Genomic DNA, 25,708 nt, shown 5'->3' with positions numbered 1-25,708 from the left:
TGATCAAAAATACGAATTTAATCTTCAACATATTCCAGAATATCACTTGGTTGACATTTTAGAGCTTTACAAATGGCTTCTAACGTTGAGAAACGAATAGCCTTAGCCTTGCCTGATTTTAAAATAGAGAGATTAGCTTCAGTAATTCCAATAATTTCAGCCAAATCTTTACTTTTCATTTTGCGCTTAGCCAACACAACATCTAAATTTACTACTATAGACATATTTATATGGTTAAGTCGTTTTCTTGCTTCAATAAAACACCTTCTTTAAATATTTCTGCCATTACAAATGATAGTAACACCAAAAAAAGAGGCACAAATGGAATTGAAAGTTTACTTATTCCTCCCTGTTCAAAACCAATGTAATAATAACTCGTTAAAAAAGAATAAATCAAAATCAGCACACCTATTCTCCTAAATGATTTCACATTACCCAAACCAAATGTTTCAACTTTCTTTACAGATTTAATAACTTTTAAAAATTCTTTTATACAGAAAAACAAAACAACCAAGATTCCTGTCATTTTTAAGTACATTATGTACAAAGAGGTCGTTTTTATTTTATTGAGTTTATAAATCTGACTATAGTCCTCAACTGACTTATCTTTCCATTTAGTTATCAGACTATACCCCCCTGAGTTGGTTTCAAAATTAAATGTTCCTTTATCAAATGGGCTTTTATCTATTTGGATATAAATGAATAGAAATGTTAATCCTAAAAAAGAAAAAACTAAAAGACTTTTTAAAATGTTACATATCGCAATGGTCATTTTAAGCAAAACATTTTTTGTCATAGCAAATATCATTATCGTTTAACAATAACAAATATAATAAAATTATTGAAAAACAATAATAATTTATTGAAGAAGAAGTATTTCTATTTCTGTTTAGACCCCAACCACGCCTTTCTGGCGGCTTTTTGTTTGACGCTTAACTTTTGGTTGTTAATCTCAAAGAGGTTTAAACTATAAGTTGTATTTGGCAATAAAGTCACCTTGGTTTGCTTAGGCAAACCAAAACGTTCATATTCTATAGTAATGATATCGTTAGGCTTTAAACTATTTATTAATGCATTGAAATCGTTTGAAGATGTAAAATCCGTTCCGATAACTTTTAAAATTTTATCACCTTCTTCCAGACCAGCGTTATAGGCTGCTGTCCCTATAATAGTATTTTTAGAAATAAAGCCTTCATCATTAACCGGGCCTCCAAAATCAGGTTTGTCTAAGTTCTGAGTTAAAGACACTCCAACAGAATTTAATAGCATCTTCATATCTGGCATACCACTTTTATAGATATAATTTTTAAAAAAGTGCGAACCAAAAGTTTCTCCTGCATATTCATTTAAGGTATTATGTAAATCTTCAACGGTATATGGCTTTTCCTGTTTTCCATATTTCTTCCAGACCAATTTCATATAATCATCCAGATTCAATCCGTTTTGGCGAAGCGATAAATCTAAAGCAAGTCCGAGCATATTCCCATATGAATAGTAAGAAATAAACGTATTGTCTCTATTCACTGGATCTACCGATCGTGCAGCATCAACAAATGGTGCCTGGTAACTCATTTCAATAGGATTGAAAAACTGTCTTGCCGGAGAATTCCATACGTAATTAAACGTTCCTGTGATACTTTTAACATATTTCTCTTCACTCATTAATCCTGCTCTGCATAAGGTTAAATTCGTGTAGTAACTGGTAAACCCTTCAGCAAACCATAACTCCCCACTCATATTGGTCTCTTCGAAATTGAACGGTTCTAGAGCATCGGGACGGATACGCTCGACATTCCAGCAATGAAAAAATTCGTGAGCAACTGTTCCTAAATTAGAATCCATGCCACCATCGGCTAAGCTTCTGGTATTCGTAACAATGGTTGAGTTTCTGTGCTCCATACCATCGCCAGACGCATTTGGAATATAACACACTAAAAAGGTATATTCTCCATAATCGAATTTTGGCAATTCGCCATACACCTGCTCTTCTTCGAGAACAATTTTTTTAACGCGACTAAAATATTCATCAAGTTCGGCTTCGGTTCCGTTATGATGCAATACAAAATGAATGGTTTGTCCGTTAACCTGAAATGAACGTTTACTAAAATGGCTCACTTCCGTTGGGCTATCCATAAAATACTGCAAGTTTTTAGCATAATACGTATGTCCTTCCACATGTTTTAATTGGGTCGCAACTTTCCAATTTAAATCTTCACGAACCTTAAAAGTCACTTCCATGGGTTTATCCTCCAATTCTGGCACATAAATAAACGTCGCCGGCATATTTAAATGCGCATGCGTGTCATCAATTTGAGAGTAGGTTCCTCCTCCTCGATTTGCAAATAAAATATACTTTACTTTTATCGTTCCGTCATGTTCAGAAACCGTCCATGAATACGGATCGGGTCTTGAGGTTTTTAATGCATTTCCTTTGCCATCGGTTACCTTAACATCATAAATATTTTTCATAAATTCATGCAAGGCATAGCGCCCAGGCGACGTTCTACTCATTCTAAACTCGACAGTTTTCTCTTTTAAATTGGTGAAATCCGCTTCAACAACCGCTTCATGGTGTGCGGCATTTTCAAAGGAAATGGTATAGGTTGAAGCAACTTGTGCTGTGATACTTAAACTACTAAAAACAAAAAGGAAGACAAAAAGAATTCTACGCATTATTAATGATTTAGACGACTAAGATAACATTTTTGAATCAGCAACAATTTCTATAAAAATCGAAAATAATCCCTCTTATGTAACAATTTACCGATTTAACCTACATATAAACTGAAAGGTAAAATTTATTATCAACTATTAAACTCATTAAGAACCTGTTGATTATCAGACATAGAAATCTCATGAAATTCTTGTCGATTTTACTTTCAAAAAAGTAATATAAACCCGTAAAAAGGTTTTATATTGAAATCATAAAATTTAAACCTTTTTATTATGACTGAATGGTTTTATAGTCTTGAGCTTTTTCCTCAAATTTATTGGGGGATTGCTCTAATTGCTTCGCTTATTTTTATCATCATGATTGTGCTCACCTTTATTGGAGGCGATTCAGATAGTTTGGAACTTGAAACAGATGCCGAAATAGAAACAGATACAGGCATTGGCTTTCAGTTTATCACCTTTAAAAACCTGATAGGATTCTTTACCATTTTCGGGTGGAGTGGTATAGCATGTATCGACGGTAATTTATCGAAACCATTAACCATAATCATTTCCTTAATCGCCGGTTTATTAATGATGACTATTATGGCTGCCATGTTTTATTATATGCGCAAACTAAACCACAGCGGCACGCTAAACTTTAAAAATGCCATTGGTGCTGTTGGAGAAGTATACCTGACCATTGGAGCTAACCGTTCATCTATCGGGAAAGCCCACGTAAGAATTCAAGGCGCTTTAAGAGAGCTTGAAGCCTTAACCGACTCACAAACTAACTTAAAATCGGGAACTGTTATAAAAGTAAAAGATGTTACCGATAACGGAATTTTAATTGTAGAACAACTTAATAACTAATTTAATGCTAACACTTATTACTCAAGAAGCTTTTAGCTTAGGGCTTCCCATGGTTGTCATTTCAGCCATCATGTTCATTTTTGTATTTTTCATCGTGCTTGTTCGCCGTTACAAACGCTGTCCTTCCGATCGTATTTTAGTGGTTTACGGTAAGGTTGCCGGCGGACAATCGGCCAAGTGTATTCATGGTGGTGCCGCTTTTATTTTTCCGGTCATTCAGGATTATGAGTTTCTGGATTTAACACCTATTTCCATTGAAGTTAATCTGGTTAACGCGCTTTCTAAACAAAATATTCGTGTTAACGTACCTTCGCGTTTTACCATTGGTGTATCTACCGAACCAGGTATTATGCAAAATGCAGCCGAGCGTTTATTAGGTTTATCAATGAACGATGTTCAAGAGTTAGCTAAAGAAATTATATTCGGTCAGTTACGTTTAGTGGTCGCATCTATGGATATTGAAGAAATTAATTCCGATAGAGATAAATTCTTAACCAACATTTCGCAGAGTGTCGAATCTGAACTTAAAAAAGTGGGGTTAAAACTCATTAACGTAAATATTACCGATATTGTTGACGAGTCCGGATATATCGAAGCTTTAGGTAAAGAAGCTGCTGCTCACGCTATTAACGCCGCTCGTAAATCGGTTGCCGAAAAAAACAGAGACGGTTCGATTGGTGAAGCTAACGCTGTACAAGATGAAAGAACACAGGTTGCTGCAGCCAATGCACAGGCTGTAGAAGGTGAAAATACCGCTAAAATTGCAGTTGCAAATTCCGATTCCTTACGTCGTCAACGAGAGGCGGAAGCTGAGCGTGTGGCTATCGCTTCAGAAAAAGTACAAAGTGCAAAAGCTTTAGAAGAAGCTTATGCTGCCGAACAATTAGCTGAAACTGCCAGAGCAGAACGTGAGCGTTCATCACAAATGGCAGACGTTATTGTACCCGCTGAAATTGATAAAAAGAAAGTTGAAATCGATGCTGAAGCAGATGCTGAACGTATTAGAAGACGTGCCAAAGGGGAAGCCGATGCCATTTTATTTAAAGCACAGGCTGAAGCGCAAGGTATTTACGAAGTCCTTACTAAACAAGCTGCTGGTCTTGATGAAATTGTTAAAGCTGCCGGTAATAACTCCCGAGATGCTGTGTTATTATTAATTGCCGACAAACTTCCTGAACTTGTTAAATTACAATCTGAAGCCATTAAAAACATTAAGATTGATAAAGTTACGGTTTGGGATAATGGAAGCACAAGTAAAGACGGTAAATCGTCTACCGCAAATTTCCTTTCGGGCATGTATAAATCGGTACCGCCATTACAGGACATGTTTAATATGGCCGGTATGCAATTACCGGAATATTTAAAAGGAAAAGATGTTGAAGTGAAATCAGAATCAACAATAAGTCAAGCCGAAGATGTTTCTAATATAGAAGACAATTCTGACGATAAAGAGTAAAACTTAAATTTTTATTTTTAAAAGCCTCATTATAAACTAATGGGGCTTTATTTATCCTAAACGACTATAACCCAAATACAGCTTTTCAACCACCGCTTCAATCTCTTCTTCATTTAGCTGACCAAATCCAAAACGAACAGCACAGGTATTTTTATCCTGATATAAAATGATTTTCGGAATGAATAAATCCAATTTTTCAGTTTCTTCAGTGAGTTTTACTAAAGAGATTTTAGGTTCAAACTGTAACCACAACGCCAGGCCTCCCGAAGGTATTTCAAAAGTAATCTTATCTCCAAAATACTTTTTAAGCGTTCTACATAAAACATTGCATCGTTCCTTATAAACTAAAATATTCTTCTTAATTAGTCTGGAAATTTCACCTTCATGAATTAACTCGGCTAACATTTGCTCCTGAATTAAATCGCCCTGTTTATCGAGCAATTGCAGGTAATTTTTTGCTTCAGAAATTAAATTCTCAGGCGCTACTACAAAGCCTGTTTGGAAACTCGGAAATAACGACTGTCCCAACTTACCTAGATAAATCACCATACCATTGGCATCGGCACTAGCCATAGGTAACATAGCGGAACCTTCATACTGAAAATCATAATCATAATCGTCTTCAATAATCGCAAATCCGTAATCTTTTGCCAGTTGCAACAACTTTAAACGACGCTCAGCACTCAACGTTCGCGTTGTTGGGTAATCGCGCTGCGCGCAAACATACAAACAGCGAATACTTCCTTTTACAAAGTGAGCTTTAATATAATCAACATCCAATCCATCGGAATCTATCGGAACAGTTTTAATCAAAGCTCCTGTTTGCTGAAAAATCATATTCGACTCATAATTACTTAACTGACCCACTAAAACCACATCTTTTGGTTTTATAAGTAACTGAGATACGATGTACAAACTCATTTCTGTACTTCGGGTATTGATGATATTTACGGGTTGAATACGAAAACCTCTGGTCGCATTTAAATAATTACACAACTCGTGCTCAAAAATAGAATGGGTATGCTCTCCTATTCGATGCCACTTAGTGATTAACGACTTACGTTTCATTGCCGCACTAAACCATCTTGAAAACTGATGCATAGGGTGCAATCGCAAATCGGGTTTCCCATCATTAATACTATAACTTGCTCTTGTTATTTGAGAAGTTGATGCCAAATGCAAAGCTTTTTGAAATGGAAACCCTGTGGTTTTTGAATAAGTATACGCCTGATCGATTTGCTGTGTTGGAGCAGTAATTTTAGCTGTTCGCTGCTCGGGCACCAAAACAAACGTGCCTTTGTTGGGTAAAATTTCTACCCAGCCTTGTGAAGCCAGTTCATCGTAAATAGCAACCACGGTGTTTCTATGAACTTTTAGCAACTGACTTAAACTACGTGTTCCGGGTAACAATGTTCCTTTTAATAAATATCCTCGCTGAATTAAATTAATAATTTGTTCGGAAACCTGCATATAAACTGGCTTTGATAACAATTTATCAAAAACTACAAGTTTTTCAAAAAGACTCTCAACCGGACTATTTAATGTTTTCAAACTGGACTACTTTAATAGTCCGCTAAGTTACGACTTTTGCACTGTTTTTAAATTTAAACTTAATCATGAAAAACAAACTGACAATTATATCATTTGTAATGCTTTATACCATATTCGCTAAAGCACAAAATGAACCTGTTAAAATAGATTCGCTACAGGAAATCACCATTACCTCAACACGAATCGATTTGCCTTTTAAAGAAAACTCAAGAACCATAAATATTATAACTTCAGAAGATATTAAAAACAGTGCAGCTACTAATGTTGCCGACCTTTTGCAACAAGTTGCAGGTGTAGATATAAGACGTCGCGGTACAGCTGGAAGCCAGGCCGATTTATACATTCGCGGTGGTAGTTTCGACCAAACATTATTACTTATCGACGGTATAAAAATGGATGATGCCCAAACTGGACACCATACCATGAATGCCGCTTTACCAATTGAAGTTATTGAGCGTATTGAAATTATAAAAGGGCCGGCCGCCAGAGCTTTTGGCCAAAATGCGTTTGCCGGAGCGATAAACATTGTAACTAAAAACCAACTGAAAAATAGTGTTTCTGCGAATCTTGAAACTGGTTCTTTTAATCAGCTAAATGGATCGGTAACAGTAGGATCTGAGTTAGAAAACTCAACACATATTGCTCACATGGGGAAATTATCGTCTGGTGGTTACAGAACGAATTCCGATTACGATAATTCAAATTACTTCTTAAAAAGTATCTTCAATAAAAACGCACTACCTGTAGAAATGATTGCAACATTCTTCGAAAGAAAATTTGGAGCCGAAAACTTCTACACAAGTAATGCTACATTTCATGAATATGAAGAAACTCAGAATAGTTTAATTGGCCTATCAACAGCTTTTAAGACTAAAAATCTAAAAATAAAGCCAAGATTGTACTGGAAGCGCAACCAAGATATGTTTATGCTTAGACGTAACGAACCAAGCTTTTACAGGAATTTACATATAAGCAATAAAGTGGGCGCAGAAGTTAATGCCTCGTACACCTCAAATCTTGGAGTTACAGGTTTTGGTATAGATGTATCACAGATTTACATGACGAGTAACACTTTAGGTGACCGCGAACGTTTCATGACCACAGCTTTCTTAGAACACCGTTTTAAGCTTGACAATTTAGATGTGACTCCTGGTGTAGCTATAACTTACTTTTCAGACTTTAAATTTCACGCTTTCCCAGGTTTAGACATGGGTTATAAAATTTCTGAAAGTTTTAGAGCGTATGGAAATATCGGATATACTTACCGTGTACCAACCTACACCGATTTATATTACAGAGATCCTTCTTCTATTGGGAATGAAAATTTAGAACCTGAAGAGGCTTTGTCTGGTGAAATTGGTGGTAAATTTTTCTCTTCAAGATTTAATGCCTCATTTGCATTTTTCTACAAAGACGCTGAAAATTTAATTGATTACGTAAAAGCGAATACCGACGATCCATTTATGGCACAAAATATAAGAGATTCGAAAACCAAAGGATTTGAAGTAAACACGTCTTATAACTTTAGCATAAGTAATTTAAAGCAAAATCTATCGGTTGGGTATACTTTTATGGAAGACAAAATTGGTGATATTAATCTTGATTTTTCAAGATACTCCATCAATTCACTGAAACATCATTTCACATCACGTTTAAGCACTCGAGTTACAAAAAACATCAACTTCAACGTGATTTACAAATACGCTGAACGCACACAAGGCTTAAGTTATAATGTATTAGACGCTTCGGCTATTTTCAATATTAATCAATTAGAATTAAGCATAACCGCTAATAACATTTTCGATGCCGATTATATTGAAACCGGTATTGTACCAATGCCACCAAGCAACGTCTTATTTGGTTTACGTTATAACTTTAAATAAACCTCGATGACTGCGGCTAGACACAACTGGACACAAAAAGAGATTTTAGCAATCTACAACAAACCACTAATGGAATTGCTTTACAAGGCTTCAACTATTCATCGTTTGCACCACGATCCGAATACAGTTCAGGTAAGTACTTTGCTATCTATAAAAACAGGTGGTTGTCCGGAAGATTGTGGTTATTGTCCACAGGCCGCACGTTATCATACCAATATTGAAGGCAACGATTTAATGTCCGTTACGCAAGTAAAAGCTCAGGCTTTACGTGCCAAAGCGTCCGGTAGCTCCCGTGTTTGCATGGGAGCAGCCTGGCGTAATGTTAAAGATGGTGAAGAATTCGACCGGGTGTTGGAGATGGTTCGAACCATTAACAAACTCGACATGGAAGTGTGCTGTACTTTGGGAATGCTTACCGAAAATCAAGCCAAACGCTTAGCCGAAGCCGGTTTATATGCGTATAACCACAACTTAGATTCTTCGGAAGATTATTATAAACAAGTGATTTCTACACGCGGTTTTGAAGACCGCCTGAAAACCATTAATAATGTTAGAAAAACCAACGTTACGGTTTGCAGCGGTGGTATTATTGGCATGGGTGAAACGGAAGAAGATCGCGCCGGAATGCTGGTTGCTCTATCAACTTTAAATCCGCAACCAGAATCCGTCCCCATCAATGCTTTGGTAGCAGTTGAAGGTACACCGCTCGAAGACCAAAAACCTGTTTCTATCTGGGATATGGTAAGAATGGTAGCAACTACACGCATCGTTATGCCAGAAACCCAAGTGCGTTTAAGTGCCGGACGAACACAAATGACACAGGAAGGTCAAGCCATGTGTTTCTTTGCCGGAGCCAATTCTATTTTTGCGGGCGATAAGCTTTTAACCACGCCTAATCCGGACGTCAATGAAGATATGGAATTATTTAAGCTACTTGGTCTAAATCCGCAAAAGCCTTTTATTAAAAAAATGCAACCACAAACCGTGGAAGCTAAAGATTCTGCTTACGAAAGCTTAGGTGAAAAACCTAAATGGAGCCGACCAGAACATACCATTGCCCGTAACCAAGCGGCAAAGGTCAAAGGAAAATCATAAGTGAGTTAGGGATAGCAGCGGCATCTTTTTTAATTTTTGCTTAAAAAGATATAGCGTATGGTCCGGCCTCTTTATTTTAAAATCGCAGATTTTGGAATAAAAAGGAAACTCCCTGTTGCCTATTTTACAAGTGATAACCTTTTCTTAACTTTGGCTCACTAAATTTTTCACCTTGTCGTTAAACTTACAAGACATTCCTCGGGTAAAAACCATCACCAAGGAGGATTTTATAAAGCATTATTTTATACCGCAACAACCTGTGGTGATTGAGCGTTTTATAGAAGACTGGCCGGCGTACAGCAAATGGAGTTTAGATTATATGAAGGAACTGGGTGGCGATATTACCATTCCGTTGTATGATGACCGACCTGTGGATTATAAAGATGGCTTTAATGAGCCGCATGCCAAAATGAAACTTGGCGAGTATATCGATTTGCTAAAACGAGAACCCACCAAATTCCGCATATTTTTATGGAATGCTATTAAGGAAATTCCACAACTACAAAACGATTTTACTTTCCCCGATTTTGGTTTACGCTTGATGAAAGGCATTCCCATGCTGTTTTTTGGCGGACGCGATTCGTATACGTTTATGCACTACGATATTGATCTGGCTAACATTTTTCATTTTCATTTTGAAGGAAAAAAGCAGATTATTTTATTCGACCAGAAACAAAATCAATATCTATACAAAATCCCATATTCGTTAATTACCAGAGAAGATATTGATTTTAATAATCCGGATTTTAAAAAATGGCCTATGCTGAAAAAAGCCAAGGGCTTCCAAACGGAATTAAATCACGGCGAGGTCTTATATATGCCTGAAGGTTACTGGCACTATATGCGCTACGTTACGCCTGGATTTTCGATGAGTTTACGTGCCATAGCCCGAAACCCGAAAAACTTTAGTAAGGCTGTTTCCAACCTGATTTTTATGCGTAGTTTCGACAATGTAATGCGTAGAATTCGCGGTCAGAAATGGATTGACTGGAAAAATAACCGAGCCATTGTTAAAACTCACAAAGGATTGTAAATAAATACTTCGTTTTATAAAAGTTGTAATATATTTGTTTACCAAAAATACTAAATTCAAATTATGAAAAAATTAATTTTATTAGCTGTTGCCATTCTTAGTTTTTCGTTTATGAACGCACAAGCTTATAGTGGTGTAAATGATAATAAATTTCAAGTTGGTGTAAACTTACAAGATAATGCCACAAGCTTAAACATTACTTACGATTATGGCCTTGGCGATAACATTTCTATTGGTATATCTTCTGCTTATGCTTTAGGGGTTAATGAAGATATCAACGCTGATTTTGGCGATCGTTTCGACCTTAAAGGACGTTTTAATGCGAACTTAGGAAACGTTATTAACATTGATGAAAACTTCGATTTCTATCCTGGTTTAAACTTAAGTCTTAAGAACTTTGGCGGACATTTAGGAGCGCGTTACTTTTTCACACAAGGTTTTGGTGTTTACACAGAATTAAATACGCCTTTAGCAAAATATAAAACTGAAGATTTAACACCTGCTGAAAAATTACACAATCAGTTTACTATTAGTTTCGGAATGTCATTTAGCTTATAATTAAAACTGAAAACATATTGCTAAAAAGGGTTAAGCTTCAACTTAACCCTTTTTTTATTTTATAAGTTCGTTTGCTTTTTCGTAAACCAAGTAAGATTCCCAGCCCCGATACAAAAAGTAATCAGCAAACTTTTTTTTCTTCTTGTAAACATTTTGTTCCCGAATACTTTCAGCCTTTTTCTCTGCGATTGCATTAAACAACTCCAAATATTCCTCTTCTTCAATTTCATTAAGAGCTTCCTGAATATTAATCTTACTGATGTCTTTTTTTTTCAGTTCGAATGCAATTCTATTTTTCCCCCAATGCTTTATTTTAAATTTTCCGCTGGCAAATTGTTTAGCAAACCGCGATTCATTCAAGAAATTATGCTGAAGTAAATGCACTACAATTACATCTATTGCCTCCGGAATCATACGCATTTGAATAAGTTTCTGAACCACTTCCTGATGACAGCGTTCCTGATAGGCACAGTAATGTTCTAACTTTCGTTTGGCCTCCTCTACAGTATATGTTTGTTTTGATTGCTGCATGACGTTGCTAAAATAGTAATTCTATAAGTTGAAAATACTATTAACTAAAAACCTGATTAAGGATTTCCAAAGATTTTGGTTTCCTGAAACTATCTAAATGCAATTCGTAATACTGTAATAACATATTTAAAAACGCCTGACGTTGCTTTCCGTTTATTTTAACAGAAGGTAAATCGTCGAAAGATATACCTAACAGTTCTTTTAAGAGCTTTAAATTATCTCCAGAAACCGAATGTTTGTCGTATTCTTTTAAATCGAACATCCCGTCTGCTAAATTAAAATACGGAAAATCAATACTGGTTGTATCGGGATAAAACCCTAAATATTTAGTAAGATTCAACAGAAATAATAAATGAAAATTTGCAAACTCAGATTGCTCGTCCAACCACAGCAAAGCGGTTTCAATATAACTGTAAAGCGTTTCATTTTGTTCTTCTTCCCGCAACGCAGAATATAACACCTCTGCCAAAAACATCACAATAGAACTTTTTAAAATATGTATATGTAAACTGGCATATACATTTACAGGTTTGGACTCTTTTACAACTTGTAACGACCGATTCGCATTGTAATTTATAATCAATTGCAATTGCGATAACAACTGAAAATAGGCGGCTTTGTTTACCGATTTTTTACTTTTTAAAACCCCTTTAAGCAAGAAGCCAACAACACCTAATTCTTGAGTGTAACAGGTAACAATTAAATCATTGTCCTTGAATTTTATCTTGGAAAGTACAATGGCATTTGTCGTAACTAACATTATCGTACAACCATTATTTTAAGCACTTTGGTTTCGTAGGTATCTAAATCGGATAACATAACTAAGTACACACCTGATGCCACGACATTATTCGCAAGGTTTTTACCGTTCCAATACGCCGTACCGCCATCTATTTCTAGATTATAACCACTGTATCTTTGATTGGTTCTCGATTGTCCTTCGGCAACCAGATTTCCTTCGATATCAGTAATCTTAATATTGACATTTTCTGAAATGTCTTTAATCTTAACTTTCTTTTCAACAATATCAAATCCTGGTCTGACCGGATTAGGATACGCATAGGCATTCTCCAATGTTTGGAGAGCTCCAGAACTCCCCGATTGAAACGACACTAAACCTCGGGTTGTGGCAATATAAACCACGCCATTAACATCATCAATAGAAATATCTCGAATACTATTGGATGGTAACGGAGAGTTATCGGTCGTAAAATGGTAAATCGTTTTCTGTCCGTCTGAAGAAAAATAGAAAATTCCTGAATCGGTAGTTCCAATCCATTTGTTATTGGAACCATCCACTTTTATATCAGTAATATATTGTTGATATAACAATTCTTTAGCTATACCATCCTCTTCAATAATAATTTCATCTACTTGAACATCATTATCAAAAAAGTTTGATGTGTTATACAACACCCGCAATCCTCTATATGTCCCAATCCACAATTGATTTCTCTTATCTAAAGCTAAAGCCAAAACCAAATCATCAGGCATATTACTCTCTTCCCCTTTCAAACTTTTTAATAATTGACTCCCATTGTTTTCATTAAACCCTATAATTCCATTTGGGAATCCGGCTATAAACTTTGTTCCAGTTGATGACTCAATTGTAATGTCAGTAAACCCTAAATTATCATTAAGAGGATCTCTAATAATTGAAGAAAAATCATAACTTTTCCATTGCCCTGTTGTAGGATTATATGATTTTAAAGGTTTTTTAATTCTGGATGTTACTGTCCATAAAAGCCCATTGTTATCAAAAGTTGTACTACCTAACCTAATATCTATATAGCTTGGATTACTTGGTAAAATCAAAGATTCTAAATCACTATTGTCTTGATTATATAAAAAAGTAGCTACTTCTTCATTCACTTCTAACAAACCATTAAAAAAAGAACTTATAAAGACTTGACTTCCTTTTAATGGGTTAAGTGTTATTGTATTTAAACATCGTGCTCCTAAAACCTCACTATAAGGCGTATTAATCCATTCATCTCCTTTCAAATGACTCATACCCCTACTATTCAGGGGATATGGATTATAATCAAATGTATATTCGCCAAAGGTTACCCAAACCCCATTTGGAGTCGCTTGTAAAGAAAACGGAGTATTTAACAAAGGGCCTTCTGGGTGAATTTCTTCGAAAGAAATCGGGTTTAAAAATTCCGTTTTTAAAACTCCAAAATTTTTAGTTCCTACATAAATATAATTTTCACCTATTGTTGCAGCCGTAAACTCCGTAGGGAAATTATCAAGATCGACTACTGATTGCGATAAAAGGTTAAAACCGGTATCGTAAACAAATACACTGTTTTTTGTAGTAACTATCAAATCATCATTTACAGAACGCAAGTCTAATGGCTGATCTGGGTAAACAGCTAATTCTGATAAGGTTGAATTATCTAATTTGAACAGTCGTTTGTCTGATCGTACGGCATATACATTATCCAACTGTGATTCTATTCCTGTAAAATTGCCGGTAGTTACGGTCTGCCAGTTACTGAAATCAATCAAATTGACACTAGTCGTTAACGCTTTTCGTATACCGTTACCTCCAGAACAAGCCGCATAAATATAATCCTGGTAAACAGCCGTTTGGTTTACCTGTATTTGGGTTCCGCCATCTCCAATAAAATAGGTATCACCAAATTCTAAACGCGCCAAATCGAACACCGAAATACCATAACTGGTTGATATATAAACTAAATTATTATAGCCATTTAAATGATTGATTCGTTTTGTTGTGGGGGGAATAGTAGGTTTATCGATAATATCAACAATTGTTAACACATTCTCATCATTATCAAAAACAATTTCAATCAAACCATTTTCATATCCAACAACAAGCAATTCATAAGTATCGCTATAATAAATGGTTGAAATGGTTTCTCCAGACAAACCATTAATCGTAGTAATTTCTTCTAACTGATTGGTTTGTGTATCTAAACTGAAAATAGCATTTTCTGAAGCTGCATAAATTTTATCGTTTCCCTGAGCAACTTCCTTAATATTATAATATGAAAAGTGACTTTGCCAGGACGCTGAAAAATCTTGAGCGAGAAGCCAAACCGGAATTATACAGACTATAAAAACAACGAGTTTTTTAAACATAAATACCATTTAATTGGTCAAATATATTTATAAGTAACGAGTTTTACCTGAAAATCATATAAATTAAAACAAAAAAGCTTCCTGAAATTCAGGAAGCTTTTCAACTATTTTATAAATGCCATTGATTAAACAATACCTTGTGCTAACATGGCATCGGCAACTTTAACAAATCCTGCAATATTTGCACCTTTTACATAATCGATATAACCGTCTTCACCTTTTCCGTAAGTAATACAAGAATCGTGAATATTGGCCATAATCTCTTTTAATTTCTTATCAACTTCTTCTCTTGTCCAGTTAAATCTTAACGAGTTCTGAGTCATTTCTAACCCTGAAGTTGCAACACCACCGGCATTTGAAGCTTTGCCCGGAGCAAATAAAATTTTTGCTTTATGGAAAGCCGCAATAGCTTCTTTAGTTGAAGGCATATTAGCTCCCTCACTCACACAAATACAGCCGTTTGCTAAAAGCATATTTGCATCTTCTTCATGAAGCTCGTTTTGAGTAGCACATGGTAATGCAATGTCACATTTCACACCCCAAGGTGTTTTACCTTCCACAAATTGGGCTGAAGGATAAACAGTAACATACTCGCTAATTCTTCCTCGTTTCACATTCTTAAGATCCATAACGTAAGCTAATTTCTCAGCATCAATACCATCGGCATCATAAATGTATCCTGAAGAATCTGATAAAGTTAATACTTTACCTCCCAATTGTAAAATTTTCTCGGCAGCATATTGAGCAACATTTCCAGAACCAGAAATCACAACATTCTTTCCTTCGATTGTATTATTTTTAGTTTTCAGCATATTTTCAGCAAAATACACCGTACCATAACCTGTTGCCTCCGGTCTTATTAAGGAACCACCCCAAGATAATCCTTTACCGGTTAATACTCCAGTAAACTCATTTCTTAGCTTTTTGTACATTCCGAAAAGGAAACCGATTTCACGAGCACCAACACCTATATCTCCAGCAGGAACGTCGGTATTCGGACCAATATGTCTGAATAACTCACTCATGAAGGCATGGCAGAAACGCATAATTTCGTTGTCGCTCTTTCCTTTTGGATCGAAATCACTTCCTCCTTTACCACCACCCATTGGTAGGGTTGTTAAACTATTTTTAAATACCTGCTCGAAAGCTAAGAATTTTAAAATACTTAGGTTTACGGTTGGATGAAAACGTAATCCTCCTTTATAAGGACCAATAGCTGAATTCATTTGAATACGATAACCGCGGTTAACCTGTATCTCTCCTTCATCATCTACCCAACACACTCTAAACGTGATAACACGCTCCGGTTCAACCATTCTTAATAGAATATTTTTACCGTAATAAATATCATGCTCTACAATATAAGGAAGAACGGTTTCTGCTACTTCCTCAACAGCCTGTAAAAACTCTGGTTCGTGACCATTACGCTCTTTAACTTGATCTAAAAAAGCTTCAATGTTACTTTTCATCAATTACTTTAATGTTTTAGTTTAACAAAAAACTGTATAAAACGTTCAATTCTGGTTAATGATGAAATTTTATTTACGAGCGTTAGCCCCCTAAAAAACGACATCAAATTATTGAATATACAATTTATCGCCACAAATATACGTTATCTTTAAAAATTTTGCTGTTATTTTTTGAATTTGATAACAATTATTTTTCATTTAATCTACTACTAAGTTATAATATTTGTTTCTATGGGCAGTTTTTTTATATTTGTTTTAACAATGGCTCCTTTAAACAAACTTCTATCATGCTTAACTTTAAGTGTTTAGCCCTACTCTTTTTCATGTTTGTTACGTCTCAAACCATGTACTCTCAATTGGGTTTTTCTCACGAAATTGGCGTTATTGCTGGTCCGGTAGAGTTTCGTTCTGATTTTGGCAGTCGTAATGAGGAAGCCACCAACCTTGGAAATTCAGGCATTGGTATCGGTTTAATTCACTACATCAGTTTTGCCTATACCGCCGATTGTAACTGTTATTCCACTGACACTTACTTTAACGACCATTTTAAACTACGAAGTGAAATCTCTTACAATTACACACGCTTAGATCATCATGGTTTTTGGGTAGCCCCAGACAAAACCAGTGTTGAAGCCGATAAGTTACGAGCCCATAGCGGTGCAGCCGAAAATTTCGATATTGGGATGCAACTGGAATACTTTCCCTTAAGTATTCGTTCGTTTCAAGCTTTTGCCTACAGAATAGCGCCTTTTGTGAGCTTAGGTGTTCATTATACTTCATATAACCCCAAAGCCAGCACAAGATACAACAACCCAAATCCTGATGTCTACGGGGATATTTATGACCAATCCAACCTATACCCTTTTTGGTTTGACGCTTATAATGCCGGCGAAGCACCCTACCCGATTAATGTTGACGGCGGCAGCACGTGGTCTGTTGTGAGTAGTGTTGGTGTTCGTTACAAATTAGGGATTTTATCAGATTTAATGCTCGATTTAAGATGGCAATACTACTTTAGTGACTGGATTGATGGCTTTGACCATAACTGGAGAAACTACGACCGCAAAAACGACTGGCTGGTTTGGTTAAATTTCGGCTACGTTTACTATCTAGACTAAATCCTTTCTTTAATTTTACATCAACGTCCATCTCATTTATTGTCGGATTAGCTCACAATAGCTACCTTTATTGCACAAAAGCTTTTCTACCATGTCGATTAAACACTTACTTTTCTTCTTTACAACACTTTTCATTCTCTATTCATGTAATGAAGACAGCAATACCTCCTTTTCAATAATTACGATTACTACGCCTAATAACAAATTAGTTGAAATTAATATTCCAAACGCAGAAGGCGATGATGCTATATCCAATCAAATAAATACTGAAATAACAAAAGCTGTTTCAGCAGCCTTACATACTGGCGAAGGCAAACCAGACAATGCTACGACTATTGAAGAGAAAATTGAAAAGTTTAATGTTGAATACAACAATTTCGTAAAAGATTTTCCGGAAAGCACCTTCCCTTGGGAAGCCCAAATAGATGGTGAAGTTATCTTCCAATCTCCAGAAGTCATCAGCATTTCCATCACCTCCTATATGAATACTGGAGGCGCTCATGGGACTGTTCATATTTCATTCTTAAATTTTGATCCTACAACAGGAAAACGATTTGAAAATGAAGTACTTTTCAAAAATCAAGAAACATTTAAAGCTTTAGCTAAAAGGTATTTTGACGAGTCTATTGAAGATAAAGCTCAACTTTTCGAGCCTGAAACATTTCAATTAGCTCAAACTATAGGTTTCAGTGAAGAAGGCCTTATTCTGCTTTACAACACCTACGAAATTGCATCCTATTCCGCAGGAATTATTGAATATACAATCCCTGCCGAAAAGGTCAATGATGTACTAGCCATTAATAGCCCTTACTAGTGCCATAACATAGCCTAAGTGCATCCCTTCGTGAAATAAAATAAATTCGAAGGCGTCTTCAATGGTATTTAACGTATTTCCTGTTGTTGAAACGGTATAGGCATTAAAGGTCTTAAACACATCGTTAGCCACATCTTCTTTTGTTTTTTCAACCGTTGAAAACAGCAATACTTTAATGTCATCGACTTCATCCTGAGATACATTTCCTTCTGGCTTTGTACCTTTCATGTATTTTGAAATCATAACCTCATCAATCATCATAGGTAACCCAGATAATTTATAAGCTAATAATTGCTGCGTCACTACTATATGCCCAATATTCCAAATGATATTGTTATTAAATCCTTCCGGAACTTTATTTAAATCTTCAAGTGAAGTATTTTCTATAAACTGATTGAAAAATTGTCTTGTTTTAGTTAAAACGTCTAGAGTAAATTGCATGGTTTATTTTTTTGATAAAGATACTTTAAATGACAAAATTACTTTTATTTTGGCATAAATTTCACAAAATAACAACATGAAAAAAGTCTATTACCTCAAAACCTGTAGCACCTGCGTTAGAATATTAAAAGCATTAAACCTACCATCGGACTTTATTTTACAGGATATAAAAACCGAAGAAATCACCGTTAAGCAATTAGAAGAAATGCATGCGCTTTCAGGAAGTTATGAAGCATTATTTAGTAAACGCTCGAAACTTTACAAGGACATGGATTTAAAAAACCAAGATCTTACCGAACGTGACTACAAAAACTATATTTTGGAACATTATACGTTTTTAAGCCGACCAGTGATTATTATTGATGATGCTATTTTTATAGGAAACAGCAAAAAAACGGTTGAAGCTGCTAAAGCGGCATTGTAACACTCAAACTACAAATTTTATAAAATTGTTGTAACAAAATTCTTAAAACAACAACTAACCTGCAAAATCTTTCTTTTAAGGTTTTACAAACAAACTATCATCAAAACTTAATTTATTAACCATGACTATTACTGGTATTATTTTAATCGTACTAGCCATTTTACTGGCTATTACCATCAATATTTTTTCATCTAACACATCAACAGATTCAGAATCTAAAACTCCTCTTTTTATCCAAAAACTAGTTAATCTTTGGTCGTTAAAAAAATCTGCTTACCTGGGTTTATTAGGTGCTTTCTTAGTAAGTCTTAGCGGTATGTTTTTTTATAATCCTGCAGGTACAGCAACCGCCATTCAATATTTATGGGGAGGGGATGCAGCTGTAACCACACAAGGTGTAAAACTAAAACTGTGGGGAAAAACCATTCCTATTTCTTTTGAAATTGCCTTACAAGATCAAATAATCGAATACGATAAACAAGGCAACAGAATTATTGATAACAGCGGTACCGAGGAAGGAATTTATCACAGAAATGCGCAAACCCGTGAGTTTGCTGACGCGATTAAAGCCGATATTGCTGCTGCATTAATTGTTTCAATAGATTACAACAATGAAGATTTGTTTTTGGAAATGGCCGATAAAAACCGATCGGAAAGTAAATTGGTTTACGCCAGAATATATCCGGTTTACGACCAGGCTTTAAAAAACACCTGTAAATTGATGGATGCTCAGGATTATATCTCAGGAGCTTCTTCGCAATTTGACTACTATTTAAAAGACCAAATGGAAAATGGCATGTATTTAACCGAAGAAGTTTACGAAGATATAGACATTAGTCCAATCACTACCTTAGATTCTACCAGAACCGTTGCCAAAGGAAAAATTAATAATGAAAAACGCGAAAAACGTTATAGAATTCGTAAAGATAAAAATGGCGATCCAATTCGAGATGCTTCAAACTCATTAAAACGTTACGGACTTACAGTACAACAAGTAGCTGTTACCAGCATTGATTGGGAAGCCAGTTTCGACAACCGACTTAAAGACCAAAAAGAACAGGTTGCTCAAACGCAATTAGAAAAACAAGAAGCTGAGAAAGAATACTATGCCACTCAAAAAGCCATTGCAAAAGGAGAGCGTGAAAAAGCAGAAACTCGTGTAAAACTTGAAAAAATACAGTTAGAAAAAACTATTACAGCGGAAACCGCAGCAAAAACGGCTTCTTACAAAGAACAAGAAGAATCGAACCTTTTAGCAGCGGCTAAAAAATCAGCTGAAAAAATTAGAATCATAGCTGATGCCGAAGCTTACGAGATTTCCAAGAAGGTATCAGCGGGTATTACACCGGAAAAGCAATTACAAATGGAATTAGACGCTAGTGTACAACGCACAAAGGCTCTAGCAGGACCAAATGGACTTCAACTACCTAATACTGTTTTTAGCGGCAGTACAGACAACAAACAAGCCAGCATGCTTGAATCTATTTTAGGTGCTAAAATTTTAAGTGGTGAGATAGGCAGTGTGAAATAAAATATCCTATTCTTCGATTAACAAAAAGGGAGCTTATAGTTCCCTTTTTTATATAATAATTTCACTCCACAAAAAAAGCCTTACATTTCTGTAAGACTTAAATTTTGCTCCTCTCTTAGGCTCCCCAAGAACAAGGTAAATGATTCACTTTTAATTATTTGTCAGGTTTCCAGCTTTTGCAGCAGCCTTTTTGTATACCTTTCAAATTGCGGACAGTTAACTAATATTTTAGTTTTGTTATCATATTTTAAAATTTCCAAATGTTTGCTTTTTAAAAAAGCAGCTTTTTTTCACTATACATTGAAATTGAGCTTTAATAATAAATTATTTAACTATATTAATTTTTATTTGGATATTGGCACAATCCAATACGAATAGTTGTAGGACTGGTATGGATAACGGTATTTTTCCAAGGGCAATGCACCCCAGCTATCAATGGACCCCAACCCTTGCTGGAATCCATCTATATTTACATAAACCTCTTCTCTTGGAACAATCTCCCTAGCATGCCGTTGTGCTTTATCTGCGCCCGAATCCAAATCTTCAACAGTGTAGTTCAAAACAGAAACCTGCAACAATCCATCCCCATATATCTTTATACCAGAACCATCCACCTTAGAAAGAGTTACCCACCTTACATCCAGTTTATTCCCTGTTTCCTGAGGCCTTATGTAAGGAAAATATTGTTCAGCAACTGTACCCTTGTATAACCCTACTTTTGCGGCGTGCTGTCGGTCGACATAAGCTTCAAAAGGCCCTTTACCATACCAAGTTACATTCCCATACTCCTTGGGTAGAATCATTTTGTTGCCAAACTTAAACAAGTCAGAATGATTGCCCTTTATAGCCCTTAAATCGTTTATTACTTTTATGGTTCCATTACCATCGACATGATAAATTTGTGTATAAACTGCATCTCCGTCAAAAATATTTTTTAGAAAACTTACCTTTAATTCGCTTTTTGAGATTTGTTCTATCTCATATTTAACCTTTTCTGTTGTTCCGGCAGATTTCCACTCAGAATATTTTTTTTGAGTTTGCGCCCCATAGTCATTATCCACTGGTGCCCTCCAAAAATTAACGACCGGTCCCTTGTCCAAAAGACGCTTACCTTCAAATGTCCAAGAGGTTAACACACCGGTTTCACTATTGAATTCAATCTCAAAATTTTTGCCTGTTACTTTTACCATGCCTTTATTTGTTTGGTACGAGACTGGACTTGTAGCAAGCTCTGGCACGATAACCTCGACATCAGGAGTCAATCTTAGTTGTTCATGTGCGATTTCAAATCCTGCGGCCAACAACTGCTCGTCCTCTTTTAATGTAACCCTTAAATTTAAAAAGTACTCCATTCCCACATTGAACTTTGTCCCAAATGGAATGGTAAAGGATTTTGTCTCTTGTGGACCTACATGCAAATCATTCAAAACGCCACTTTCCACTGCTTCTCCATTAGCGATTATCTCCCAATGTAATTTGTAATTTCCTAGATCTTTAAAGAAGTACCAGTTCTTAATATCGATAACCCCTTTTTCTGGATTATTGGCATAAAATTTAATATTCTGATGTATGTGCTTAACCTCATGAATGTGCGGATTTGGTTTTCTGTCCGGCTGTACCAAACCGTTATTTAAAAAGTTGTTGTCGCTTGGTGTACCTTCCGGCCCAAAATCTCCACCATAGGCAAAAATCTCCTTTCCGTTCTTTATTGTCCTAAGACCTTGATCTACAAAATCCCAGATAAAGCCTCCTTGAAGTTTATCGTACTTCTCATATAAATCCCAGTACTCCTTAAAGCCTCCCAGACTATTTCCCATGGCATGTGCGTATTCACATTGTATGAGCGATTTCGTAAAGTCGGCATTATTGGCATAGTTCTCTACGTCCTTGGGCGTGGCATACATAGGAACGTATAAATCCGTGTTCCACTCCAACTTAGCACGTTCATATTGTACCGGTCTGGTGTCATCCAACCTCTTAGCCAATAAATAGGTGTTGTAAAAATTATAACCATTTCCTGACTCATTCCCCAATGACCAAATTACGATGGACGGGTGATTTTTGTCTCTCTCTATCATACGCTCAGTACGCTCTATATGCGCCTTTAGCCATTCAGGATTGTTCCCCAATGTACGGTGCACCTCATAGCCCATACCATGCGCCTCTATATTGGCCTCGTCAACCACGTAAATACCATATTGGTCACAAAGCTCATACCAGTAAGGGTCATTTGGGTAATGACAGGTACGTACGGCATTGATGTTGTATTCTTTGAAAATTTTAATATCGCGTAACATGTCTTCCTTCGCTATAACATGCCCTGTATTTGGGTCATGCTCATGCCTGTTTACGCCTTTAAACAAAATTGGTCGACCATTAACTAAATACCTGCCATTTTTAATCTCTGAAGTCCTAAAACCTAATTTTCTTGAAATAGCTTCCAGAACAACTCCTTTTTTATCCTTTATAACTATATTTAACTGATAAAGCTCGGGTGTTTCGGCAGACCAACTTTTTATGTTTGGAAGGATTTTGTTAAATTTTAAGGCACGACCTGAATTTGGTGCCAACTCGTAATTTGTGCTTGTATCGAAAAGAATCTGGTTGTCTTTTGTGATTTCGATGGCTACATAGCCTTTTCGCTTTTCTATATCGGTATTTTTAAGATCAATAGTTAAATCGAAAACTCCGTCAGAATAATTATTTTCCAATCCACATTTTGCAAAATAATCCATCAACTGCACTTTTGGTCTTGCATACAAGTAGATATCTCTTTCTATTCCAGATAATCTCCAAAAATCTTGACATTCGAGATAACTTCCATCACTCCATCGATAAACTTCTAAAGCAATGCTGTTTTTGCCAGGTTTTACAAATTCAGTAAGATTAAACTCAGCCGGTAATTTTGAGCCTTGGCTGTAACCCACCCTTTCTCCGTTAATCCAAATAAAGAAGGCCGATTTTACAGCTCCTAAATGGATAAATATATCCTTGCCTTCCCAACCAGCAGGCAACTCAAAGTCCCTTTTGTAAGACCCTACTGGGTTATATCCATCAGGTATATCGGGTGGATTGGGGCTATCTATATTGAAGGGATATCTCGTATTGGTGTAAATTGGTATGCCAAACCCTTCTACCTCCCAGTTTGAAGGTACTTTTATATCATCCCATTTACTTGTATCAAAACTTTCTTTATAAAAATCCCTTGGACGCTTTTCCGAATCCCTTACCCAATGAAACTTCCATGTTCCGTTTAGAAATAAATAGTTCGATGCTTTGGAAATATCGTTTCCTAGCGCCAATTCTTTGGATTCGAAAGCATAGAAAGAGGCTCTCGCAGGTAGCTTATTGATGCCAACCACATCGGGATTCTCTATTATTGAATCAAGAGTTTGACCTTGTGAGGAACAAATAACAACAAAAAAGAAAAACAGGCACATTAACATTGATAGCCTCGATTCCAAGAATGATTTAGTCTTCATAAATAACATAGATTTTGTTTTAGCAAATAAATTTGTTTTTCATAAAAAAACAGGATGACATATCATTTTCATTTAAGGTATAAATAGGTTTTACAGTTTATTTCTAATTATAAAATTTCATGACAAGTACAATGATATTTCTTAAATGCTTAACTAATTTTTATCCCGCTGCAGAATGGTCTCTAATTCTAATACCATTTCCTGAAATTTTTCTGTATTGGTTTTAGCTAAGTTCTTTTGTTCGCCAACATCTTCTCTCAAATTGTACAACTGATAGTCCTTTGAATTGCCTGTTTCTATATTGACCGATTGGATTAAGGCTTGTCCTGAATAAGGTGGTATCATCACCCAGTCGCCCTGCCTCAATGCTATTCTTGTGGTGGCCTCTATTATCAAACTTTCTCTTCCTTTATCTGTTTTTCCTAAAAATGTTTCCAGCAAGTCTTCACTATCAAAATTATTTACATCACTACCCACTAAGGTCGATAATGACGCAAACAAATCGATTTGTGAAACCAATGCTTCTGAAACTCCAGGCTCAATTTTTCCTTTCCAATAGGTTATAAATGGCACTCGTGTTCCTGCCTCAAACAAACTGTATTTACCCCCACGAAGTGGCCCTGCAGGCTTATGATTTCCTAACTTTTCAACAGCATCGTCATAATAACCATCATTTAAAACGGGCCCGTTATCACTAGATAAGATAATTAAAGTATTTTCAACCAAACCTTCTGCTTCCAGAGTTTCTAATAATTGTCCAATACACCAATCCGCTTCCAAAATAACATCACCACGTGGTCCCATTCCTGACTTACCTAAAAACTCCGGACTAGGTGTTCGAGGAACATGAGGTTGCTGCAAAGCATAATATAAAAAGAAAGGATTGTTTTTCTCTCGCTTCACAAAACTTTTAGCCTGGGACAAAAAAGTATCGGCCATTTCTTCATCTTTCCACTTGGCTGATTCTCCCCCTTTCATAAAACCTATTCTAGGAATGCCATTTACTATACTATTATTATGACCATGGTGCCATTTCATTTTTAAAAGCTCAGGATGATCTAATCCAGTTGGTTGTCCATCATAATTTTCTTGATAATTAACTTCAATAGGGTCTGTTGGATCTAGATTTTCAACATAACCATTTCTAATATAAACTGTTGGCACCCTATCTTGGGTTGCTGCCATTATGTAACTATAATCAAAACCTACTTCATTTGGTCCTGGAGAAATATGTTTGTTCCAATTAATATTTCCATTTCCTAATCCTAAATGCCACTTCCCTACAATACCTGTATGATATCCCTTAGTCTTTAATATTTTAGGAATGGTTACCTGCGCGGTGTCAATTAAAAGTGGAGCCGTTCCCGGTAATATCTTGGCATCTTTATTTCTCCATGGATATGAACCTGTTAGCAAGGCATATCGGCTAGGTGTACAGGTAGCTGATGAGGCATAACCATTGGTAAATTTAATACCTCCATTTGCCAGTTTATCTATATTAGGGGTGCTAATCTCTGTAGCTCCATAGGCACTTAAATCACCATAGCCTAAATCGTCTGCATAAATAATAACAATATTGGGCAGTTTACTTGTGCTCTGTTTATTTAATTGTTCATGAGAATTACTTTTACATGAAACAGCAAGTATTAGTAATCCAAAGGTTTTTAACTTAAAACTTCTCATTTA

The 25,708-nt window shown here is 35.8% G+C and carries 21 protein-coding genes; 10 read left to right on the top strand and 11 right to left on the bottom strand.

Annotation, left to right across the window (positions count from 1 at the left end; translation table 11 throughout):
- Nucleotides 1-17: 17 nt before the first annotated feature.
- The 3 genes from ICJ84_RS00770 to ICJ84_RS00760 form a co-directional block, all read right to left on the bottom strand.
- On the bottom strand, nucleotides 18-224 hold the full coding sequence (locus ICJ84_RS00770) for a helix-turn-helix domain-containing protein (protein ID WP_188214454.1): 207 nt from the start codon (nucleotides 222-224) through the stop codon (nucleotides 18-20).
- 2 nt (nucleotides 225-226) lie between these two features.
- On the bottom strand, nucleotides 227-796 hold the full coding sequence (locus ICJ84_RS00765; RefSeq protein WP_188214453.1) for a DUF2975 domain-containing protein: 570 nt from the start codon (nucleotides 794-796) through the stop codon (nucleotides 227-229).
- A gap of 83 nt (nucleotides 797-879) precedes the next feature.
- Nucleotides 880-2,673 carry a M61 family metallopeptidase gene (locus ICJ84_RS00760; protein WP_188214452.1) on the bottom strand — a complete coding sequence of 598 codons (1,794 nt, stop codon included), beginning with the start codon at nucleotides 2,671-2,673 and terminating at the stop codon, nucleotides 880-882.
- A 273-nt stretch (nucleotides 2,674-2,946) separates the two neighbouring features.
- Between ICJ84_RS00760 and ICJ84_RS00755 the strand changes: the two genes are divergently transcribed.
- Together ICJ84_RS00755 and ICJ84_RS00750 are read left to right on the top strand one after the other, a co-directional pair.
- Complete coding sequence (locus tag ICJ84_RS00755; protein WP_188214451.1) at nucleotides 2,947-3,525, top strand: hypothetical protein; 579 nt, start codon at nucleotides 2,947-2,949, stop codon at nucleotides 3,523-3,525.
- A 4-nt stretch (nucleotides 3,526-3,529) separates the two neighbouring features.
- Nucleotides 3,530-4,981 (top strand): flotillin family protein, encoded by a 1,452-nt coding sequence (locus ICJ84_RS00750; RefSeq protein WP_188214450.1) that lies wholly within the window; start codon nucleotides 3,530-3,532, stop codon nucleotides 4,979-4,981.
- A gap of 51 nt (nucleotides 4,982-5,032) precedes the next feature.
- Here ICJ84_RS00750 and ICJ84_RS00745 read toward each other — a convergent pair whose 3' ends face one another.
- Nucleotides 5,033-6,532: an aminotransferase-like domain-containing protein gene (locus ICJ84_RS00745; RefSeq protein WP_241748653.1), complete on the bottom strand. Its 1,500-nt coding sequence runs from the start codon at nucleotides 6,530-6,532 to the stop codon at nucleotides 5,033-5,035.
- A gap of 65 nt (nucleotides 6,533-6,597) precedes the next feature.
- Here ICJ84_RS00745 and ICJ84_RS00740 point away from each other — a divergent pair, with 65 nt between their 5' ends.
- From ICJ84_RS00740 to ICJ84_RS00725, 4 genes are all read left to right on the top strand, one after another.
- A complete protein-coding gene (locus ICJ84_RS00740; RefSeq protein ID WP_188214449.1) occupies nucleotides 6,598-8,415 on the top strand; it encodes a TonB-dependent receptor plug domain-containing protein in 1,818 nt (605 codons plus the stop codon).
- Nucleotides 8,416-8,421: 6 nt separating this feature from the next.
- Entirely contained in the window at nucleotides 8,422-9,510 is a 1,089-nt protein-coding gene (gene bioB, locus ICJ84_RS00735) for a biotin synthase BioB (protein WP_188214448.1), read from the top strand.
- Between the two features lie 172 nt (nucleotides 9,511-9,682).
- Entirely contained in the window at nucleotides 9,683-10,543 is an 861-nt protein-coding gene (locus ICJ84_RS00730) for a cupin-like domain-containing protein (RefSeq protein WP_188214447.1), read from the top strand.
- 63 nt (nucleotides 10,544-10,606) lie between these two features.
- Nucleotides 10,607-11,101 carry a DUF6646 family protein gene (locus ICJ84_RS00725; protein ID WP_188214446.1) on the top strand — a complete coding sequence of 165 codons (495 nt, stop codon included), beginning with the start codon at nucleotides 10,607-10,609 and terminating at the stop codon, nucleotides 11,099-11,101.
- 54 nt (nucleotides 11,102-11,155) lie between these two features.
- Here ICJ84_RS00725 and ICJ84_RS00720 read toward each other — a convergent pair whose 3' ends face one another.
- The 4 genes from ICJ84_RS00720 to gdhA form a co-directional block, all read right to left on the bottom strand.
- Nucleotides 11,156-11,632 (bottom strand): regulatory protein RecX, encoded by a 477-nt coding sequence (locus ICJ84_RS00720; RefSeq protein WP_188214445.1) that lies wholly within the window; start codon nucleotides 11,630-11,632, stop codon nucleotides 11,156-11,158.
- Nucleotides 11,633-11,672: 40 nt separating this feature from the next.
- Nucleotides 11,673-12,392, bottom strand: a complete 720-nt coding sequence (gene recO, locus ICJ84_RS00715; protein WP_188214444.1) for a DNA repair protein RecO — start codon at nucleotides 12,390-12,392, stop codon at nucleotides 11,673-11,675.
- Nucleotides 12,392-14,743, bottom strand: a complete 2,352-nt coding sequence (gene porZ, locus ICJ84_RS00710) for a type IX secretion system anionic LPS delivery protein PorZ (RefSeq protein ID WP_188214443.1) — start codon at nucleotides 14,741-14,743, stop codon at nucleotides 12,392-12,394. Before porZ ends, recO begins: the two co-directional genes overlap by 1 nt.
- Nucleotides 14,744-14,868: 125 nt before the next feature.
- A complete protein-coding gene (gene gdhA / locus ICJ84_RS00705) occupies nucleotides 14,869-16,212 on the bottom strand; it encodes an NADP-specific glutamate dehydrogenase (RefSeq protein WP_188214442.1) in 1,344 nt (447 codons plus the stop codon).
- A gap of 323 nt (nucleotides 16,213-16,535) precedes the next feature.
- On the opposite strand from gdhA, the gene ICJ84_RS00700 reads away from it, so the two are divergent.
- Nucleotides 16,536-17,330, top strand: coding sequence for a THC0290_0291 family protein (locus ICJ84_RS00700; RefSeq protein WP_425549729.1), 795 nt, complete (start codon nucleotides 16,536-16,538; stop codon nucleotides 17,328-17,330).
- Between the two features lie 91 nt (nucleotides 17,331-17,421).
- Entirely contained in the window at nucleotides 17,422-18,144 is a 723-nt protein-coding gene (locus tag ICJ84_RS00695; RefSeq protein WP_188214440.1) for a DUF3298 and DUF4163 domain-containing protein, read from the top strand.
- Here ICJ84_RS00695 and ICJ84_RS00690 read toward each other — a convergent pair.
- On the bottom strand, nucleotides 18,121-18,585 hold the full coding sequence (locus ICJ84_RS00690; protein WP_188214439.1) for a DinB family protein: 465 nt from the start codon (nucleotides 18,583-18,585) through the stop codon (nucleotides 18,121-18,123). The genes ICJ84_RS00695 and ICJ84_RS00690 overlap by 24 nt on opposite strands.
- 76 nt (nucleotides 18,586-18,661) lie before the next feature.
- On the opposite strand from ICJ84_RS00690, the gene ICJ84_RS00685 reads away from it, so the two are divergent.
- Nucleotides 18,662-19,009 (top strand): arsenate reductase family protein, encoded by a 348-nt coding sequence (locus ICJ84_RS00685; RefSeq protein WP_188214438.1) that lies wholly within the window; start codon nucleotides 18,662-18,664, stop codon nucleotides 19,007-19,009.
- Between the two features lie 121 nt (nucleotides 19,010-19,130).
- Entirely contained in the window at nucleotides 19,131-20,540 is a 1,410-nt protein-coding gene (locus tag ICJ84_RS00680) for an SPFH domain-containing protein (protein ID WP_188214437.1), read from the top strand.
- 344 nt (nucleotides 20,541-20,884) lie between these two features.
- Here ICJ84_RS00680 and ICJ84_RS00675 read toward each other — a convergent pair whose 3' ends face one another.
- Together ICJ84_RS00675 and ICJ84_RS00670 are read right to left on the bottom strand one after the other, a co-directional pair.
- Nucleotides 20,885-24,022, bottom strand: a complete 3,138-nt coding sequence (locus ICJ84_RS00675; RefSeq protein WP_188214436.1) for a glycoside hydrolase family 2 TIM barrel-domain containing protein — start codon at nucleotides 24,020-24,022, stop codon at nucleotides 20,885-20,887.
- 153 nt (nucleotides 24,023-24,175) lie between these two features.
- Complete coding sequence (locus tag ICJ84_RS00670; protein WP_188214435.1) at nucleotides 24,176-25,705, bottom strand: sulfatase family protein; 1,530 nt, start codon at nucleotides 25,703-25,705, stop codon at nucleotides 24,176-24,178.
- Nucleotides 25,706-25,708 lie beyond the last annotated feature (3 nt).

It is taken from the genome of Aestuariibaculum suncheonense (assembly GCF_014596935.1).
Lineage (GTDB): Bacteria > Bacteroidota > Bacteroidia > Flavobacteriales > Flavobacteriaceae > Aestuariibaculum > Aestuariibaculum suncheonense.
This window is presented reverse-complemented; position numbering and strand designations above follow the sequence as displayed.

What these genes read in the sequence shown, in the direction of transcription:
- ICJ84_RS00770 (WP_188214454.1), bottom strand. Translation starts at nt 224, where the DNA reads ATGTCTATAGTAGTAAATTTAGATGTTGTGTTGGCTAAGCGCAAAATG.
- ICJ84_RS00765 (WP_188214453.1), bottom strand. Translation starts at nt 796, where the DNA reads ATGACAAAAAATGTTTTGCTTAAAATGACCATTGCGATATGTAACATT.
- ICJ84_RS00760 (WP_188214452.1), bottom strand. Translation starts at nt 2,673, where the DNA reads ATGCGTAGAATTCTTTTTGTCTTCCTTTTTGTTTTTAGTAGTTTAAGT.
- ICJ84_RS00755 (WP_188214451.1), top strand. Translation starts at nt 2,947, where the DNA reads ATGACTGAATGGTTTTATAGTCTTGAGCTTTTTCCTCAAATTTATTGG.
- ICJ84_RS00750 (WP_188214450.1), top strand. Translation starts at nt 3,530, where the DNA reads ATGCTAACACTTATTACTCAAGAAGCTTTTAGCTTAGGGCTTCCCATG.
- ICJ84_RS00740 (WP_188214449.1), top strand. Translation starts at nt 6,598, where the DNA reads ATGAAAAACAAACTGACAATTATATCATTTGTAATGCTTTATACCATA.
- bioB (WP_188214448.1), top strand. Translation starts at nt 8,422, where the DNA reads ATGACTGCGGCTAGACACAACTGGACACAAAAAGAGATTTTAGCAATC.
- ICJ84_RS00725 (WP_188214446.1), top strand. Translation starts at nt 10,607, where the DNA reads ATGAAAAAATTAATTTTATTAGCTGTTGCCATTCTTAGTTTTTCGTTT.
- ICJ84_RS00720 (WP_188214445.1), bottom strand. Translation starts at nt 11,632, where the DNA reads ATGCAGCAATCAAAACAAACATATACTGTAGAGGAGGCCAAACGAAAG.
- recO (WP_188214444.1), bottom strand. Translation starts at nt 12,392, where the DNA reads ATGTTAGTTACGACAAATGCCATTGTACTTTCCAAGATAAAATTCAAG.
- porZ (WP_188214443.1), bottom strand. Translation starts at nt 14,743, where the DNA reads ATGTTTAAAAAACTCGTTGTTTTTATAGTCTGTATAATTCCGGTTTGG.
- gdhA (WP_188214442.1), bottom strand. Translation starts at nt 16,212, where the DNA reads ATGAAAAGTAACATTGAAGCTTTTTTAGATCAAGTTAAAGAGCGTAAT.
- ICJ84_RS00700 (WP_425549729.1), top strand. Translation starts at nt 16,536, where the DNA reads ATGTTTGTTACGTCTCAAACCATGTACTCTCAATTGGGTTTTTCTCAC.
- ICJ84_RS00695 (WP_188214440.1), top strand. Translation starts at nt 17,422, where the DNA reads ATGTCGATTAAACACTTACTTTTCTTCTTTACAACACTTTTCATTCTC.
- ICJ84_RS00690 (WP_188214439.1), bottom strand. Translation starts at nt 18,585, where the DNA reads ATGCAATTTACTCTAGACGTTTTAACTAAAACAAGACAATTTTTCAAT.
- ICJ84_RS00685 (WP_188214438.1), top strand. Translation starts at nt 18,662, where the DNA reads ATGAAAAAAGTCTATTACCTCAAAACCTGTAGCACCTGCGTTAGAATA.
- ICJ84_RS00680 (WP_188214437.1), top strand. Translation starts at nt 19,131, where the DNA reads ATGACTATTACTGGTATTATTTTAATCGTACTAGCCATTTTACTGGCT.
- ICJ84_RS00675 (WP_188214436.1), bottom strand. Translation starts at nt 24,022, where the DNA reads ATGAAGACTAAATCATTCTTGGAATCGAGGCTATCAATGTTAATGTGC.
- ICJ84_RS00670 (WP_188214435.1), bottom strand. Translation starts at nt 25,705, where the DNA reads ATGAGAAGTTTTAAGTTAAAAACCTTTGGATTACTAATACTTGCTGTT.